16 protein-coding genes are annotated in these 15707 nt (G+C 38.7%); 10 read left to right on the top strand and 6 right to left on the bottom strand.

What is annotated here, in order from left to right:
* Positions 1-136 precede the first annotated feature (136 nt).
* The 4 genes from KTI78_RS00285 (at position 137) to KTI78_RS00270 (ending at position 3199) form a co-directional block, all read left to right on the top strand.
* Positions 137-922: an ABC transporter substrate-binding protein gene (locus KTI78_RS00285; RefSeq protein WP_016140475.1), complete on the top strand. Its 786-nt coding sequence runs from the start codon at positions 137-139 to the stop codon at positions 920-922.
* A gap of 91 nt (positions 923-1013) precedes the next feature.
* The gene (locus tag KTI78_RS00280) at positions 1014-1703 is read left to right on the top strand and encodes an ABC transporter permease (protein WP_262444884.1); all 690 of its coding nucleotides are present in this window, start codon (positions 1014-1016) and stop codon (positions 1701-1703) included.
* The gene (locus KTI78_RS00275) at positions 1700-2413 is read left to right on the top strand and encodes an ABC transporter permease (protein ID WP_262444883.1); all 714 of its coding nucleotides are present in this window, start codon (positions 1700-1702) and stop codon (positions 2411-2413) included. The genes KTI78_RS00280 and KTI78_RS00275 overlap by 4 nt, the downstream gene beginning before the upstream one ends.
* A gap of 9 nt (positions 2414-2422) precedes the next feature.
* Positions 2423-3199, top strand: coding sequence for an ABC transporter ATP-binding protein (locus KTI78_RS00270; RefSeq protein ID WP_262444882.1), 777 nt, complete (start codon positions 2423-2425; stop codon positions 3197-3199).
* A 72-nt stretch (positions 3200-3271) separates the two neighbouring features.
* Here KTI78_RS00270 and abeS read toward each other — a convergent pair whose 3' ends face one another.
* Together abeS and KTI78_RS00260 are read right to left on the bottom strand one after the other, a co-directional pair.
* A complete protein-coding gene (abeS, locus tag KTI78_RS00265) occupies positions 3272-3601 on the bottom strand; it encodes a multidrug efflux SMR transporter AbeS (protein WP_016140479.1) in 330 nt (109 codons plus the stop codon).
* Positions 3602-3939: 338 nt separating this feature from the next.
* Complete coding sequence (locus KTI78_RS00260) at positions 3940-4719, bottom strand: ferredoxin--NADP reductase (protein WP_016140480.1); 780 nt, start codon at positions 4717-4719, stop codon at positions 3940-3942.
* A gap of 101 nt (positions 4720-4820) precedes the next feature.
* Between KTI78_RS00260 and tsaA the strand changes: the two genes are divergently transcribed.
* A complete protein-coding gene (tsaA, locus tag KTI78_RS00255) occupies positions 4821-5555 on the top strand; it encodes a tRNA (N6-threonylcarbamoyladenosine(37)-N6)-methyltransferase TrmO (protein ID WP_262444881.1) in 735 nt (244 codons plus the stop codon).
* 5 nt (positions 5556-5560) lie between these two features.
* Here tsaA and KTI78_RS00250 read toward each other — a convergent pair whose 3' ends face one another.
* Positions 5561-6832, bottom strand: coding sequence for an MgtC/SapB family protein (locus KTI78_RS00250; protein ID WP_262444880.1), 1272 nt, complete (start codon positions 6830-6832; stop codon positions 5561-5563).
* A 255-nt stretch (positions 6833-7087) separates the two neighbouring features.
* On the opposite strand from KTI78_RS00250, the gene KTI78_RS00245 reads away from it, so the two are divergent.
* From KTI78_RS00245 to KTI78_RS00230, 4 genes are all read left to right on the top strand, one after another.
* Positions 7088-8845, top strand: coding sequence for a GspE/PulE family protein (locus KTI78_RS00245; RefSeq protein WP_262444879.1), 1758 nt, complete (start codon positions 7088-7090; stop codon positions 8843-8845).
* Positions 8846-8925: 80 nt separating this feature from the next.
* Positions 8926-9285 carry a NirD/YgiW/YdeI family stress tolerance protein gene (locus KTI78_RS00240; RefSeq protein ID WP_016145899.1) on the top strand — a complete coding sequence of 120 codons (360 nt, stop codon included), beginning with the start codon at positions 8926-8928 and terminating at the stop codon, positions 9283-9285.
* Between the two features lie 107 nt (positions 9286-9392).
* The gene (locus KTI78_RS00235; RefSeq protein WP_016145898.1) at positions 9393-10055 is read left to right on the top strand and encodes a response regulator transcription factor; all 663 of its coding nucleotides are present in this window, start codon (positions 9393-9395) and stop codon (positions 10053-10055) included.
* Entirely contained in the window at positions 10052-11392 is a 1341-nt protein-coding gene (locus KTI78_RS00230) for a sensor histidine kinase (protein WP_125738615.1), read from the top strand. Before KTI78_RS00235 ends, KTI78_RS00230 begins: the two co-directional genes overlap by 4 nt.
* A gap of 72 nt (positions 11393-11464) precedes the next feature.
* Here the strand turns inward: KTI78_RS00230 and hemP are convergent, their stop codons facing one another.
* Complete coding sequence (gene hemP / locus KTI78_RS00225) at positions 11465-11635, bottom strand: hemin uptake protein HemP (protein WP_002118129.1); 171 nt, start codon at positions 11633-11635, stop codon at positions 11465-11467.
* A gap of 136 nt (positions 11636-11771) precedes the next feature.
* On the opposite strand from hemP, the gene KTI78_RS00220 reads away from it, so the two are divergent.
* Positions 11772-12671 carry an NUDIX domain-containing protein gene (locus tag KTI78_RS00220; RefSeq protein WP_057105898.1) on the top strand — a complete coding sequence of 300 codons (900 nt, stop codon included), beginning with the start codon at positions 11772-11774 and terminating at the stop codon, positions 12669-12671.
* A 25-nt stretch (positions 12672-12696) separates the two neighbouring features.
* On the opposite strand, the gene KTI78_RS00215 is transcribed toward KTI78_RS00220, so the two are convergent.
* Positions 12697-13245 carry a tetratricopeptide repeat protein gene (locus KTI78_RS00215; protein WP_262444878.1) on the bottom strand — a complete coding sequence of 183 codons (549 nt, stop codon included), beginning with the start codon at positions 13243-13245 and terminating at the stop codon, positions 12697-12699.
* Between the two features lie 21 nt (positions 13246-13266).
* Entirely contained in the window at positions 13267-15663 is a 2397-nt protein-coding gene (mrcB, locus tag KTI78_RS00210; protein ID WP_262444877.1) for a penicillin-binding protein 1B, read from the bottom strand.
* Positions 15664-15707 lie beyond the last annotated feature (44 nt).

Here is a 15707-nt window from a genome sequence, read left to right as displayed (position 1 = left end):
AATACAATCCACTGTTTAGTCATCTTCATGAATCCTTAATTTATGGTATAGAAATTGCAATTATTTCGGCAGAAGAGTAAGTTAGAAATACTCAAGTTTTTATCACCTTATTGGGATTTTAAGGAGAAGCTTCAAGATGGCAAGCTTTATGAAAAAAATATTCGTTTCAACAACTTTAGTTTTGGCTGCTGTTGCGACGAATGTTCAAGCAAAGGATTGGAAGGTGATTCGTTTTGGTACTGAGTCGTCTTATGCACCATTTGAATATAAAACACCAGATGGCAAGTTAACTGGTTTTGATGTTGATTTAGGGAATGCTATTTGTGCAAAACTCAAAGCCAAATGTGTTTGGGTTGAGAACTCTTTTGACGGGATGATTCCGGCACTTAAAGCGAAAAAGTTTGATGGCATTCTTTCATCAATGACAGTCACGGATGAACGTGCGAAACAAATTGCATTTACTAGCAAAATCTACAATACGCCAACACGTATGGTTGCAAAAAAAGGTTCACCGTTATTACCGACCGCTGCATCATTGAAGGGTAAACGTGTGGGCGTACAACAGGGCACAATTCAAGAAACTTATGCTAAAACCTATTGGGCACCAAAAGGTGTAACTGTTGTACCTTATCCAGTCCAAGATTTGATTTACCAAGACATGATGTCAGGGCGTTTGGATGCAACCTTACAAGATGCAATTATGGTTGATGGTGCTTTCTTAAAACAACCAAAAGGCAAAAACTTCGGTTTTGTTGGTGGCAATGTGGTTGATGCAAAAACACTGGGTGTAGGCGCGGCGATTGGCTTACGCAAAGAAGATGCAGATTTGAAAGCTAACATTAATAAAGCAATAGCTGCAATCATTGCAGATGGCACATATAAGAAACTCGAGAAAAAGTATTTCTCCTTTAGCATTTACTAATGATGTGAAAAATGTCGGCTTTAAGCCGACATTTTTAGATCTATTCTCATCTTATCAATATTAGATATTGTTTTTAAGGAGAAGAGGAGTCATGTTTTTTTCTGGCTATGGGCCACTCCTTCTCAGCGGTACATGGATGACCATACAGCTTGCGCTGTTGTCACTTTTGCTTTCTGTGATTATTGGCTTAATTGGTGCGAGCTCAAAACTCTCTAATATTAAAATTTTACGTTACATTGCGACAGCCTATACCACACTCATCCGTAGTGTGCCTGATTTGGTCATTATGCTGTTGTTATTTTATAGCTTGCAGTTGGGCCTAAATCAAATTACTGAAGCCTTGCAAATGGACCAAATTGATATCAACCCGTTTGTGGCTGGTGTGATTACTTTAGCGTTCATTTATGGTGCATATTTTACCGAGACCTTTCGTGGTGCATTTCAATCGGTTCCAAGAGGACAAATTGAAGCAGCAATGGCTTATGGTATGACCCCTTGGCAGGTTTTTCACCGAGTATTATTCCCTCAAATGATGCGTTTTGCGTTACCGGGTATTGGTAATAACTGGCAAGTTTTGATTAAGGCAACCGCACTGGTTTCAATTATTGGTCTGACTGATATTGTAAAAATTTCACAAGATGCGGGTAGAAATACCATGCAATTGTTCTTTTTCAGTATCGTGGCTGCTGCGATCTATTTGGCGATTACCACAGTGTCGAACCTGATTTTAATGTGGCTTGAACGTCGTTATTCTGCTGGTGTGAGGAGGGGACAATTATGATTGAAATCCTTCAACAATATTGGCAGGCATACCTTTGGAGCGATGGCCTACAAATGACTGGGGTAGCAATGACTACTTGGTTATTGGTGTTATCTATTGGTATTGGGTTTGTGCTTGCTGTGCCTTTATCGCTTGCACGGGTATCAGAAAATCTTTGGTTGCGTGGTCCAGTCTGGTTGTTTACCTACGTTTTTCGTGGCACACCACTGTACATCCAGCTACTGATTATTTACTCAGGCATTTACAGCTTTGATTACATCCATGAACATCAGACACTCGATGCATTTTTTAGAGAAGGTATAAATTGCACCATTTTGGCATTTGCGCTCAATACTAGTGCATATACCACTGAAATCTTTGCTGGAGCGATCCGTTCTATTCCACATGGCGAGATAGAGGCCGCACAAGCTTTCGGTATGTCGAAATGGAAACGCTATACCCGTATTATCATCCCGTCGATGTTACGCCGTGCTTTACCATTTTATGGCAATGAAGTCATTTTAATGTTACATGCGACAACTATTGCATTTACAGCAACAGTTCCTGACATTTTGAAAATTGCGCGTGATGTGAATGCAGCAACCTATGACACCTTCAATGCTTTTGGGATTGCCGCGGTGTTGTATGCAGTATTGGCATTTATTTTGATTTGGATATTTCGTCGGCTTGAAAAACGTTGGTTGGCATTTTTAAAACCATCGAATCATTAGGAGACATAAATGGAACACGTTGCAAAACTAGTGATTCGCGATTTACATAAGACATTTGGCGATCATGAAGTACTTAAAGGAATATCACTTGATGCAAATGCTGGTGATGTCATTAGTATCATTGGTTCATCTGGTTCAGGTAAAAGTACCTTGCTGCGTTGTATTAACTTTTTGGAACAACCCAGTAATGGCACTATTAAACTTAATGGTGAAAAACTACGCACAGTCTTTGATAAAAAAGGCAATTTAAAAGTCGTTGACCCAAAGCAGCTACAAAAAATGCGTACCCAGCTCATGATGGTGTTTCAGCATTTTAATTTGTGGTCACACATGACAGTGCTGGAAAATGTCATTGAAGGACCAATTCATGTACTTGGGGTAAAACGTGCTCAGGCTGAAGCGCGTGCACGCAAATATCTACGTAAAGTTGGATTACCTGAAAGCGTTGAAAGTAAATATCCGACATTTTTATCTGGTGGTCAGCAGCAGCGTGTAGCAATTGCTCGTGCTTTGGCTATGGAACCGGAAGTGATGTTGTTTGATGAACCAACCAGTGCACTTGACCCAGAGTTGGTTGGTGAAGTACTTAAAGTCATGCAAGGCTTGGCGGAAGAAGGGCGTACCATGATTGTGGTCACACATGAAATGGGCTTTGCGCGCAATGTATCTAAACAAGTGATTTTTTTGCATCAAGGGAAAATTGAGGAACAAGGCCATCCTAATGAAGTACTCAATAACCCAAAAAGTGAACGTTTAAAGCAATTTTTGACGGGTAGTTTGAAATAAGTTGTTCATACCGAGTAAGGTGAATTTTTTTAAACAAGGATTTGCATCTTACTCGGTTGTTTTAGTTATAGTTTAAAGATGAGTGTTTTTAGAAAACACATTAATAATGATAATACCCGTGATCATTAAAGTAAGACCAATGCACGCTGCCAAGTCTAAATGCTGTTTGTAAAATATCCAGCCAATTGCGGAAATTAAAATAATACCTGCACCTGACCAAATGGCATATGCAATCCCCATCGGAATTGTTTTTAAAGTCAGGGACAATAAATAAAAAGCAATTGCATAGCCCACCACTGTAATGATGGATGGAATAGGAACAGTAAAACCTTGAGATGCTTTTAAAGCTGAAGTTGCAATGACTTCACAAGCAATCGCAATTGCTAAATAAAGATAAGACATGGGAAGCTGCGCCAGAATGAGTTTTAATCAATCTACATGAAATGTTGAAATGGTTTGGCAGTTTTAACGATTGTTTAATTTTTTTGGTACAAAATTACCAGTAAATCAAACTGAACTGATAAATTGATTTTATCACTAGCTATGTGGTCTCAGCTATTTATTCGTTTAATTTAAACATTGATCTGCATAGTTATTTAGAAGGAGCAGTGCCTTTAGCTTGATCTTCTCTAGACGTTTTAAGAAATAGATGAGCCGATTAAATTTAATGCCTTAAATTTCTCTAAACAGACATAAAAAAACCGAGGACTTTGCCTCGGTTTTTTTATGTCTAGAAAAAATTATTTTTCTACGAACGCACGTTCAATCACGTAGTCGCCCATTTCACCCATACGAGGTGATTCAACTAAACCATGTTGGTCAAGTAATGCAGCCACGTCTTTTAAGAATGCAGGGCTACCGCAAAGCATTGCGCGGTCAGTTTCACGGTTGAAGCGTGGTAAACCAATTTTTTCAAATAAAGCGCCAGTTTCAATTGCAGTTGTTACACGGCCTTGAGTGTGGAAAGGCTCACGAGTTACTGTAGGGTAGTAAACAAGTTTGTCTTTAATACCTAACTCTTCAAAGAATTCGTGGTTTGGCAATTCATTCAAGATAAGGTCTTGATAAGCTAATTCAGAAATATAGCGTGTACCATGAACAACGATTACTTTTTCAAAGCGTTCGTAAGTTTCTGGGTCACGAATAATTGATAAGAATGGTGCAAGGCCAGTACCAGAAGATAAAAGATATAAATTTTTACCTGGTAAAAGGTCATCATGAACCAAAGTACCTGTTGGTTTTCTAGAAACTAAAATTTCATCGCCAACTTGTACTTTTTGCAAAATCGAAGTTAAAGGACCGTCTTGTACTTTAATTGAGAAGAACTCTAACTCTTCTTCGTAGTTTGCACTTGCAATCGAATATGCGCGCATTAACGGTTTGCCATTCACTTCAAGTCCGATCATTACGAACTGACCATTTTTAAAACGTAAGCTGGTGTCGCGTGTAGTTTTAAAACTGAAAAGAGTGTCATTCCAGTGGTGAACATGAGTAATACGTTCAACGTTAAAAGCAGCCATTAAAGGTCTCGATCACGATTAAAAGAAAACAGATTGCTATTCTAATCTAATTTCATTCCCGATAAACTGAATATATTTAATTGTGTTTATAAGAAAAAGTGATGATGAACTCTGTCACCTTCCCCATAATTGGCTACATGTGTTCTCCTTATCGGGAGAAATTCGGTATTCCACGCCAGCCTAATTTGGTCAATATTGAGTCTTATATTGACATGATAGAACCCTATAATGACTTGTTAGCATTTGAGGGAATTGAGCAGTTCAGTCATCTCTGGTTAGTTTGGCAGTTTCATGATAATAAAAATCAGGGGAATGCCGATAAATTTCGTCCACAGGTCCGTCCGCCACGTTTAGGGGGCAACGAAAAAATAGGCGTATTTGCTACACGTAGCATGTATAGACCTTCTCCTATAGGTCTTTCAGTCGTAAAACTTAATAAAGTAGAAAAAGTGGGGAAGGCTGTCCGCGTCTATATCACAGGAAGCGATTTATTAAATGGCACTCCAATTTTAGATATTAAGCCTTATATTCAATATTCTGATTCAATTAGCGATGCACAAAGTGGTTATGCCCATGCAGAACCGGAACGGAAGTCAGTCATTTGGGGGGAAGCTGCATTAACAGCACAAAAATATTTTTTACAAAATGAAGAAATGAATTCTCAATACATTGATGAGCTTGAGCAAGTCTTAGCTTTAGATCCTCGACCAGCCTATCAAGAAGACGCTGAACGAATCTATAAAATGAAATTTTCAAACTTTGATATTCATTTTAAGGTCGATCAATTTGTAGTTACTGTGGTTGATGCGGTGAAGACTTCTTCGCTTGCACAATAGATATTTTAAAACCAATGGATATTGAGCCAAAGTAAACTAATAAAAATAGCCATATGAATGAGTTGGGCGGGAACGAAAGCAAGTGCATAGTGCAGCCCACCCGAAATTGCGGAGTTCACACTTTTGGCAAGTGCATGAACTGCGAAACCTCCTAAAAAGGCAATGAGTAAAGGTGTCATATGTGCGCTATCAGGTTCACCTTGCACAATAACTGCCGCAATTGCTGCATGTATTTCAAACAAAGATGCGAGTAAGGTCCCCGCGATTAATCCAGCATCGCCTAAAGATAGACTTAAACCATAAACACCTGCCTGAATAAGGGTAAGTGTACCTGCAATAATAATGGCTTCTTTTAAGCTGAACATTCTTGAGTCAAGCTCGGGCGAAGCCGTACTAGGTTCTGCTTTACGTAATAAAATAAAGGCCCATACCGTTAAAACAACTAGTGCAATAAGTGTCGGAAAGATAATTAGCTTAAACCAAGCAAAGCTAATACCGATCACAATAATTAAGGTTTGAATCAGTGTGGAGACGCATGACATTAACGCAGCACCTGCATTTGTCGTTGCATTGGCTTTGCCAGAGCGTACTTCTAAACCTAAACTGGCAATCGTCGCTGTACTAGAAACAAATCCTGAAGCTAGAGAAGAAAGTAATAGGGCATTTTTAGATGACAAAAGTCGTTTCGCAATATGAGCGAGTGCTTGTACAAATAAGATCAAAGTCAGTAATTTTAAAATCACATGAGGATTTAAAACTGGACCCCAAAAGGGTTTATTGGGTACTAAAGGTAGAGCAATTAGAAGTAAGGCAAGTAGAAAAATACCATCACGCAATTCCGTTTCGGTAATCCACTGACTGGCAATGCCATGCATAGACTGCTTTGCAAATAAAATAATCGTCATGATCACAGCTAAGCCAGCAGCGAGCGAAATATTCCAAATGCAAATTCCCCCAATGAAATAAGTCATAATAAAGGCGAGTTCTGTGGTCACACCTGGGTCATTCGGCTGATTTTTGAGGGAAACAATACTAATAGCCCCAATGAGAAGGGCGCCTACAATTCCAATTTCAGTGCCAAATAAAAAACAAATTGCTCCTAATAATGCACTAATGGCAAAAGATCGGAATCCGGCAAAGGTTTTATATTCATGTTTAAGCTTGCTTCGTTCACGTTCTAATCCAATTAATAAACCACAACCGAGCGCAGCAGCAATCACCGTAATAAATTCTTCAAATGATGTTGTTTGTAATGACATTGTCATTGGAAGTTCCATATTACTTCCTCTTTGCTTATTGTTATATGTAGATTTGAATCATTTTAAAATCATGTATTCATGTTCAGTTTATGCTTTTTATTATAGTGAGCATAGTGTCTTTTTTAGACAAAACTAGATAGAAAATATTTTTATAAATATGATCTGTGACACAAAAAAATATTAAGATGAGAATTGGTTTAATTAACTGAAGTTGAAGGATATTTAAACCTAAAATATCTCTGTTATATTATAAAAATATATTGGGGATAACACATGAATGCACATGTAGAAATAGATACATATTGGTGTCTAGAACAACTATTACAAGAAGGCCGTATAACAGAACGAGATAAATTACTGGTACAGACAAGTCACCGCCAAAAAGACCAGTTAAAGTGGCACCCATTACAGTGGATTGCACATTTTAATTTAAAAGATCAGCAACACACACATACGCATTTGAGTTTAAACCGCTTATGTTTATGGTTTGCAAATCGGGTTCAGCTACCTCTATTTGTGATCGATCCTTTAAAGGCAGATGTCAGCGCTTTAACGCAGGTTATGTCACAAGAGTTTGCCATTCGTAACCATATTTTAGCTGTTGAAATTCATGCTGACCGAATCGTGATTGGAACAGATCAACCATTTCAAACAGATTGGCTCAATAACCTTGAACGAAGTCTAGCGCCTAAAAAAATTGAACGGGTACTGCTTAATCCCGAACAGTTACAGCGTTATTTGCGAGAATATTATCAGGTGAGTCGCGCAGTAAACTCGGCTCAAAAAGATGCAGCGCATGACCGTGACAGTAAAAATGTTGAAGCGCTTTTGCAGCTTGGTGATAGTCAAAACCCAGATGCTAATGATCAGCATATTGTGAAATTGGTCGACTGGATTTTACAGTTTGCATTTGAGCAGAGTGCCAGTGATATTCACATGGAACCACGTAAAGACAATGGTAAAGTCCGGTTCCGTATTGATGGGGTTTTGCACACCATTTATAACATGCCTTCAAACACACTGACCGCCGTGATTTCTCGAATTAAAATTTTAGGGCGTTTAAATGTAGCGGAAAAACGTAAACCGCAAGATGGTCGATTAAAAACTCGTACACCCAAAGGTCAAGAAACGGAATTACGTTTATCAACTTTGCCAACAGCATTTGGTGAAAAATTGGTTATGCGTATTTTCGATCCAGATGTGCTGGTGCGTTCTTTTCAGCAATTGGGCTTTGAGGAGCGTTTATTACAACAGTGGCAGCAATTAACAAAAAATAGTCACGGCATTATTTTGGTTACCGGTCCTACAGGTTCAGGTAAAACAACTACGCTATATTCTTCTTTGAAACAGCTCGCAACTGAGCAGGTCAATGTATGTACCATTGAAGACCCGATTGAAATGTTAGAGCCTAGTTTTAACCAAATGCAGGTCAATAATGCAATTGTATTAGGCTTTGCTGATGGCGTGCGTGCGCTGATGCGACAAGACCCAGACATTATTATGATTGGTGAAATTCGTGACCAAGACACGGCGAATATGGCGATTCAGGCAGCATTAACAGGGCATTTAGTATTATCAACTTTACATACCAATGATGCGCCGTCTAGTTTGACTCGTTTGCATGATTTAGGGGTACAACCATTTCTGACTGCCGCAACAATTTTAGGTGTTCTTGCACAGCGTTTAGTACGACAGCTTTGCCCCCACTGTAAACAACAAACTCATATTAATGAGGATGAGTGGGAGCATCTAACATTTGACTATATTATGGAAATGCCTGAAATAGTTTATCAAGCAGTAGGCTGTGAAGAATGTCGTCATACAGGTTATAAAGGGCGAGTCGGTATTTATGAATTTATGCCAGTCAGTCTTGAGCTTAAGCATCTTATTAGCAGTCATGGGACGTTAAATGATTTGAGAACTCAAACTAAAAAAGAAGGTATAGAGCCTTTAAGAATTGCTGGGGCCCGTAAGGTAATTGAAGGGCTTACGACATTAGAAGAGGTATTGCGGGTTGTGCCATTAAATTAAATTTTTCTTAAGATTCACCTCATTTATGCTTGATTTAATTGCTTTATCCCAAGAGGGAGCCATAAACAGAGGGTAATAATATGAATATGCTTAAAGTAATGTTGATGACTGCTGGTATGACTGCTGCTGGCGTAGTTGTGGCAAATACACCAGTGAATCAAGCTGCAATTGCTCCGGCAACTGTCACCACAGTAAAACAGGCATTAACCTCAAAAGACAATACACCGATCAAATTACATGGTCAGGTTGTAAAGTCTTTAGGCGATGAAAAATATCAATTTCGTGACAAGACAGGTAGTATTACAGTTGATGTAGATGATGAACTTTGGCAAGGTCGTCCTATTTCAGCTAATACAAATGTAACTTTAATTGGTGAAGTAGATATTGATTATAAACCTTTAAAACGCGTAGAAATTGATGTAGATCAAGTTCAGTTCTAATGAACAAATCTCTAGATTTACTACTTTTAGCCGCATTTAAATAATGCGGCTTTGCTTTTTTTATAAAGGCTTGGCAAGATCAAATCAGGATATAACAGGAAAAAGAGATGAGAATTTTGCTTGCAGAAGATGATCGCTCTCAAGCTGAAAGCATTCAATCATGGTTAGAGTTAGATGGTTATCAGGTCGATTGGGTCGAAAGAGGTGATTATGCACTTACGGCAATCGAACAGCACGACTATGACTGTATTTTACTTGATCGGGGCTTACCGCAACTGGCTGGTGAAAAGGTTCTAACAACGATCCGCCATAAACAAAAAAATGTACCTGTTATTTTTATTACTGCACGTGACAGCATTCATGATCGGGTAGAGGGGCTAGATTTAGGCGCAAATGATTATTTGGTTAAGCCTTTTAGTTTAGAAGAGTTATCGGCCCGCATCCGTGCTCAATTACGCAAACAAACTTTGAGTCAACAATCCATCTTAACATGGGGTGACCTACAACTCGACACACAAGCGAAAGTCGTATTAAGCGCGGGAAAATCTATCGATTTAACGGCAAAAGAATTCCAAATATTGCGTAAGCTGATGGTGCATCCTGAGCACATTATTACCCGTGATCAATTAGAAGAAGCACTTTATTCATGGGGTGAGGAAATTGAAAGTAACGCGATCGAAGTATTTATTTATCAGCTTCGAAAAAAAATCGGAAGTAGCAGTATTAAAACCATACGGGGGCTAGGCTACCGTATGGGAGATTTAAAATGAAATCGAATCCCTCATCCTTGCAGTCGCAATTGGTTAAAACCACGATGTGGAGTAGTGTCGTGGTGGGGCTACTGGCTTTAAGCTTACTCACCATATTTTCGATCTATCACAACATGTCAGTGCAAGACGAAATCATGGATGAAATTTCAGATACTTTGCTGGTTTCCGATCTTTCTGGACACTCTATGAAACAGTTTGATGAGCTGAGCGATGAATTTGATATTCAGTATGAGTTATTAGATACAGGCCAAGTGCTAACTCATTCTCATAGCTATCAGCATGAACTTTTTGAACAAGGTAACTTGTCAGAAGGTTTTTCGTATTTTTGGTTTGATGGTCAATTGTGGCGTAGTCTGGCTGCACAACAAGAAGATTCTCAACTGCAAGTTGAAGTTTTTCAGCCAATGAGTACACGTGTTGAAGAAGTACTCAAAGCACTTGCTGGATATAGCGGTCTTATGGTGTTGTTCTGGCTATTGCAATGGGTCATTGTAAGTTGGCGTACCGAGCATCAATTGGCTGCGCTAAATTTGCTTTCTAGACGGATTGCTCAAAAAACTGCATCAAATTTAGAACCAATTCAAGAACCGGATGTCATTACAGAAATTCAGCCTGTTATAGATGCTTTAAATCAATTACTTGCAAGGTTGCAAAGGGCTCTTGTAGCTGAACAGCGTTTTACTGCAGATGCTTCGCATGAGTTACGTTCTCCATTATCTGCCATACAAATGCGTCTTCAGGTTTTGCAGCGTAAATACCAACATCTTCCAGAACTTCATCAAGATTTTGAACGTATACAAGAAGACGTTTCTAGAAGTACAAAAATACTTGAAAATTTATTACTTCTTGCACGCTTGGAACCTAATGAAGCTGAGCAGCCAGAACTTCCTAAGACGGTTATCGATTTAAATTACTTACTGGCAAGAGTCATTGAAACTGTAGATTTAGATGCGAAAGCTAAACAGATGTTGATAGAGGTAAATACCTTATCGACAGAAACAAAAACATATGCGAATGAAGAATTACTGTTTATTGCTTTTAGAAATTTATTTGATAACGCCATTCGTTATAGCCCGACTTTAGGCTCTATTCATGTTGAGATTAGTCGTCATGAACAGCAAATTAAGGTCTCTATTGAAGATACGGGGAATGGGGTAGATGATGAGGTATTGCAACGTTTAGGGCAGCGTTTTTTTCGGGTACTCGGTACTCAGCAGCAAGGTTCTGGATTAGGCATTTCAATTACGCGAAAAATTATTGAATTACATAATGGCAAGTTACGTTTTATGCATGCTGAACAAAGTGGTTTGAGAGTAGAGATTATTCTTCCTTCATAAAAAATAGCATGGTTACCCATGCTATCCATTTTTTGTTTTCCCACGAATATTATTGAAACGCGAGTATATTTTTTATTTAGTTAAAATTAGACGATTGTTGCGAGTGAGGCGTAAACGATATTCCTCGCCAGCATGCATAATGCGGATTTCACGGCCTAATGCAAAGAGGTTGTTAGAATGTAACATTGGTAAGGCGTGAGCTGTGTCATTGTTACGAGTAAATAAGCTAAAAGGTGCGTTCATTTGTTGTGCTCCGTGGTATGTTCTTGAACGATTTAAATGATAATCATTATCGAATAGATCTGTCAATGGAATTTTTAAGATTTTATAAATTGATAAAATTTGCTTACACTTGAGAAAAGTTTTAGAGAGTAAAAAAATGCCCAAACCAATTGTTGATGTCGCAATAGCCATCTTAATTCATCGTGGAAAAATATTAGTAGGTTGGCGCCAAGAAGAGCAGCATCAAGGTGGAAAGCATGAGTTCCCAGGGGGGAAAGTTGAGCAGGGTGAAACACCAGAAGATGCCTGCCGCCGTGAAATCTATGAAGAAGTGGGTATTGGTTTAAAAGATTGGCATCAGTTTGATTATATTCACCATGAATATGATGACATTATCGTCAATTTACATTTATTTAATAGTTATGTGCCTGATGAATTATTAAATCTTATTCACCAACCATGGGCATGGTATACACGTGAACAGTTGCTTCATTTAAACTTTCCTAAAGCCAATAAAGACATTATAAAACGACTCTATTGGCCTCATCTCATCAAAATTAGCAATACACTTAAACCTGTAGAAAACAGTGATGCCTTATTGTATTGGCGTATTGAGGATGAATCTGAGCAGCAATATATAGAGCAATTAACTGCTTTAGATGAAGAGCAACGATCAAATTTAATTATTAATGTAGATATGTGGCAGCAATTAAGCCCTGAATTACAAAAACAGATTAAGACTGTTCATTTAAAACAATCTCAGCTCATGAATTTGCATAAAGGCGATTTAACGGTGGGCGTACGTTATATCGCCGCCTGTCATGATGCCGTTTCTTTAAAACAGGCTCAGCAGATTGGTTGTGATGCTGTTTTTATTAGCCCTGTAAAGCCAACTACAACTCATTCAGAGGCTATAGCATTGGGTTGGGAACGTTTTAGTGATCTTGCTCAAAATAGCCAGATTCCGGTTTTTGCTTTGGGTGGAGTACATCCTGACGATTTAACTATTGCACAGCAGCATGGTGCATATGGTTTAGCAGGTATTCGTAATTTCTAATAAGAAAATAAATAAGCATTAAAAGCTAGAGAGCTTTTAATGCTTGCTGGGCTTCTTGAACAGTTTTTTGATTATTGCGTTGTTGCCCAGCTTTTAAGATGACCAACCAAAGCTGTTTTTTCATAGCCTGACTTTGAGCAAAACTTAAACCACGTCGTGCTAAAGACTCAGCATTAGAATATTGCTGTTTATGATTTGCCGTAAGTGCAAGAAATAAATAAGTCTCAGCTGCTTGCGGTGCTAAACGCTGTGCTTGAAGTGCATAGCGCTCAGCCTCTGACCATTGCTGGTTTTTATAAGCCTGCTGCGTTTTTTGCATTAACACTTTAAATGCCGGTAGCTGGCTGCCATCATCATTAAAATGTTGAGGCTTTTTTTGCTGAGGAACAATCACCTGTAAATTTTTGCGTTGAATTTCTGGATGGTCATAAGGCGTAATTTTGACGCCTGATGGAGTTTCCGTCTTTTTAACAGGAGGCGTAGATGTTTTCTGTTTGGAGTCAGAATGATCAGGCAAAGTTGTACAGCCAACCATAAGAACAGCACCAATATAAAAAACACCTTTCTTCAACATATCCTAATTTCCTGTTAACGCTTAGTTGTTATAACTACCACTCGATATTACATGTGTGTTGTTTGCCAGATCTTGTTCCATCTGGTTTTCACTTTCACGAATATAATTGTCGGTATTATCATCCTGAGATTCAGGAATTGTGTTATCACTTTGTGGCGTATATGTTGGATCAACTTGATAATAAGGTGCTCCACACGGTGTAGCGCGGTGCGGAACCGTATGCGTTAACATTGGAATATACATAGCACCATCACAAGCTTGAGCAGATAAATCACCAGTTGCACGGTCAATCCACTGCCACTGTACAGTATCTGGTTGACGTAGATTCACAGGGGTTTGACGTAATTGTTTCATCACATTAATCCATACTGGCAACGCACCAGATGAACCCGTTAATCCTGTTACTTTGTTGTCATCTAAACCTAACCAAACTACAGCAACGTGATTACCTGAGTAACCCGCAAACCATGAGTCACGTGTATCGTTAGTCGTACCTGATTTACCTGCCAATTTTAAAGCTGGAGATAAGCTGTTATAAGCTGAGCGACCCGTACCTGAAGACATGACCTGTTGTAGGCCATAATTCATGATATAGCCAACAGATGGATCAATCGTTTGTTGAACATTAAGGCCATAACGATCAAGTAGGCGGCCGTTGGCATCTACGACAGATCGAATCGCACGTGTTGGATATTTAAAACCACCTGTAGCGAAGTTCTCATAGATTCCCAATACTTCCATTGGCGACATATTGACTGCCCCAAGGAAAATAGAAGGGTAGGCAGGAATTGTTGACTCGACACCAAATTTTCTTAAATTATTGGTAAAAGTAGATAAACCAAACTCTTGACCCAAGCGTACAGCCGATAGGTTATATGAATTTGCTAATGCTTCACTCAAGCTTACGATGCCATGTCCGCCACCACTATAGTTTTTAGGCGTCCAGCTTTTACCACCATCTACAGGAACACTAATTGGAGCGTCTTCAATTTGAGTTGCCCAGTTGTAGCGTCCTGATTCAATAGCACTTAAATAAATTACAGGTTTCAATAAAGAACCGACTTGACGCTTTGCATCTAACGCACGGTTGAAACCAGTAAAGTCTTGTGTAGAGCCAACTGCTGCAACCAGTTCGCCATTTTCAGGATGCGCAATCAGTACAGCACCTTGTAAATTTTTCAAACGTGATGGATTACTATTTGCCAAGCGATCTACAGAAGCTTTAAAAGCATTTTGAACTTGTGTTTGAGTAATTGGGTCTAAAGTCGTAAAAATACGTAGGCCCTGATTGGTTAAATCACTTTCTTGATATTCTGTACGTAATTGACGACGAACAATATCTAAAAAGTCTGGGAATTTTGCAGGTCCTAAACTTGGTTTACTTAGCACATTTAAAGGACGTGCAATTTCATCTTCATATTCTGATTGAGTTAAATAACCCATTACACGCATGTTATTTAACACGGTATCGCGGCGTTTTTTCGCACCTTCAGGGTTTTTCCAAGGATTATATAAAGAAGGGCCTTGCACCAAACCGACTAAATAAGCTTGTTGTGAAACATTGAGTTCACGTAATGGTAAACCAAAATAAAATTGTGAAGCCAAACCATAGCCATTAATTGAGTAGCTACCATTTTGGCCCAGATTCACTTCATTTAAATAGGCTTCTAAAATTTCATCTTTGCTGTAATGTAGCTCAATAAGCAAAGCCATTAACGCTTCATTAACTTTACGTTTTAAAGTGCGTTCAGGTGTAAGGTAGAAGTTTTTAACTAATTGTTGAGTTAGGGTTGAACCACCTTGACGCTTTCCACCTGTAATATTACTCACCAATGCACGAGCAGTACCACGAATTGAAACTCCGTGATGATGATAGAAATTACGATCTTCTGTTGAAATTAAAGCTTCAATGAGTGGCTTAGGAACCTTATTCAGTTTAATCAGAACACGGTCTTCATTATGTTGAGGATAGATCCCTCCAATAAGAAGTGGTTCTAATCGTGCAACACCTGTTGAAGATGGTTTTGTACTGCGAACCTCGGCAACTTGATCATTTGCAAAACTTAACTCTAGTACCTGTTCTGGTTCAACACTATCGCCGTAATCAAAACCACGCGTGTGGATATACATATTGCTACCTTGAGCAACATACGTTCCAGACTTGTCATAATTACTTGAAGCTTTGTAACCCAAAAGTTTTAATTCTTGAGTGAAGTTTGCTTGGGTAATAGGCGCATTGTTATAAATTTCTAAAGGTCGTGCGAACACTTTGGCAGGAATATCCCACCGTTGTCCTTCAAATTTTTCACGGATAATATTATCTAGACGAATCAGATAGATACTAAGAGCAATAAAAGCACCAATGACCAAAATGGAAAAGATTAGTGCAAAGAAACCGATACCACGTTCAAACTTCATAAAAATGAGATAAAACCCTAACAATGCCTGTAATGATGCGATAG

The organism is Acinetobacter sp. WU_MDCI_Abxe161 (assembly GCF_025514355.1).
GTDB lineage: Bacteria > Pseudomonadota > Gammaproteobacteria > Pseudomonadales > Moraxellaceae > Acinetobacter > Acinetobacter pittii_E.
Note: the sequence above shows the minus strand (reverse complement) of the source record. Positions and strands in the feature narration are given on the sequence as shown.

Coding starts and splice junctions, on each gene's coding strand:
- KTI78_RS00230 (WP_125738615.1), top strand. CDS start 10,052: ATGAAATCGAATCCCTCATCCTTGCAGTCGCAATTGGTTAAAACCACG.
- KTI78_RS00260 (WP_016140480.1), bottom strand. CDS start 4,719: ATGGCTGCTTTTAACGTTGAACGTATTACTCATGTTCACCACTGGAAT.
- abeS (WP_016140479.1), bottom strand. CDS start 3,601: ATGTCTTATCTTTATTTAGCAATTGCGATTGCTTGTGAAGTCATTGCA.
- KTI78_RS00250 (WP_262444880.1), bottom strand. CDS start 6,832: ATGGAACTTCCAATGACAATGTCATTACAAACAACATCATTTGAAGAA.
- KTI78_RS00215 (WP_262444878.1), bottom strand. CDS start 13,245: ATGTTGAAGAAAGGTGTTTTTTATATTGGTGCTGTTCTTATGGTTGGC.
- KTI78_RS00280 (WP_262444884.1), top strand. CDS start 1,014: ATGTTTTTTTCTGGCTATGGGCCACTCCTTCTCAGCGGTACATGGATG.
- KTI78_RS00285 (WP_016140475.1), top strand. CDS start 137: ATGGCAAGCTTTATGAAAAAAATATTCGTTTCAACAACTTTAGTTTTG.
- KTI78_RS00275 (WP_262444883.1), top strand. CDS start 1,700: ATGATTGAAATCCTTCAACAATATTGGCAGGCATACCTTTGGAGCGAT.
- KTI78_RS00270 (WP_262444882.1), top strand. CDS start 2,423: ATGGAACACGTTGCAAAACTAGTGATTCGCGATTTACATAAGACATTT.
- KTI78_RS00235 (WP_016145898.1), top strand. CDS start 9,393: ATGAGAATTTTGCTTGCAGAAGATGATCGCTCTCAAGCTGAAAGCATT.
- KTI78_RS00240 (WP_016145899.1), top strand. CDS start 8,926: ATGAATATGCTTAAAGTAATGTTGATGACTGCTGGTATGACTGCTGCT.
- hemP (WP_002118129.1), bottom strand. CDS start 11,635: ATGAACGCACCTTTTAGCTTATTTACTCGTAACAATGACACAGCTCAC.
- tsaA (WP_262444881.1), top strand. CDS start 4,821: ATGATGAACTCTGTCACCTTCCCCATAATTGGCTACATGTGTTCTCCT.
- KTI78_RS00220 (WP_057105898.1), top strand. CDS start 11,772: ATGCCCAAACCAATTGTTGATGTCGCAATAGCCATCTTAATTCATCGT.
- KTI78_RS00245 (WP_262444879.1), top strand. CDS start 7,088: ATGAATGCACATGTAGAAATAGATACATATTGGTGTCTAGAACAACTA.
- mrcB (WP_262444877.1), bottom strand. CDS start 15,663: ATGAAGTTTGAACGTGGTATCGGTTTCTTTGCACTAATCTTTTCCATT.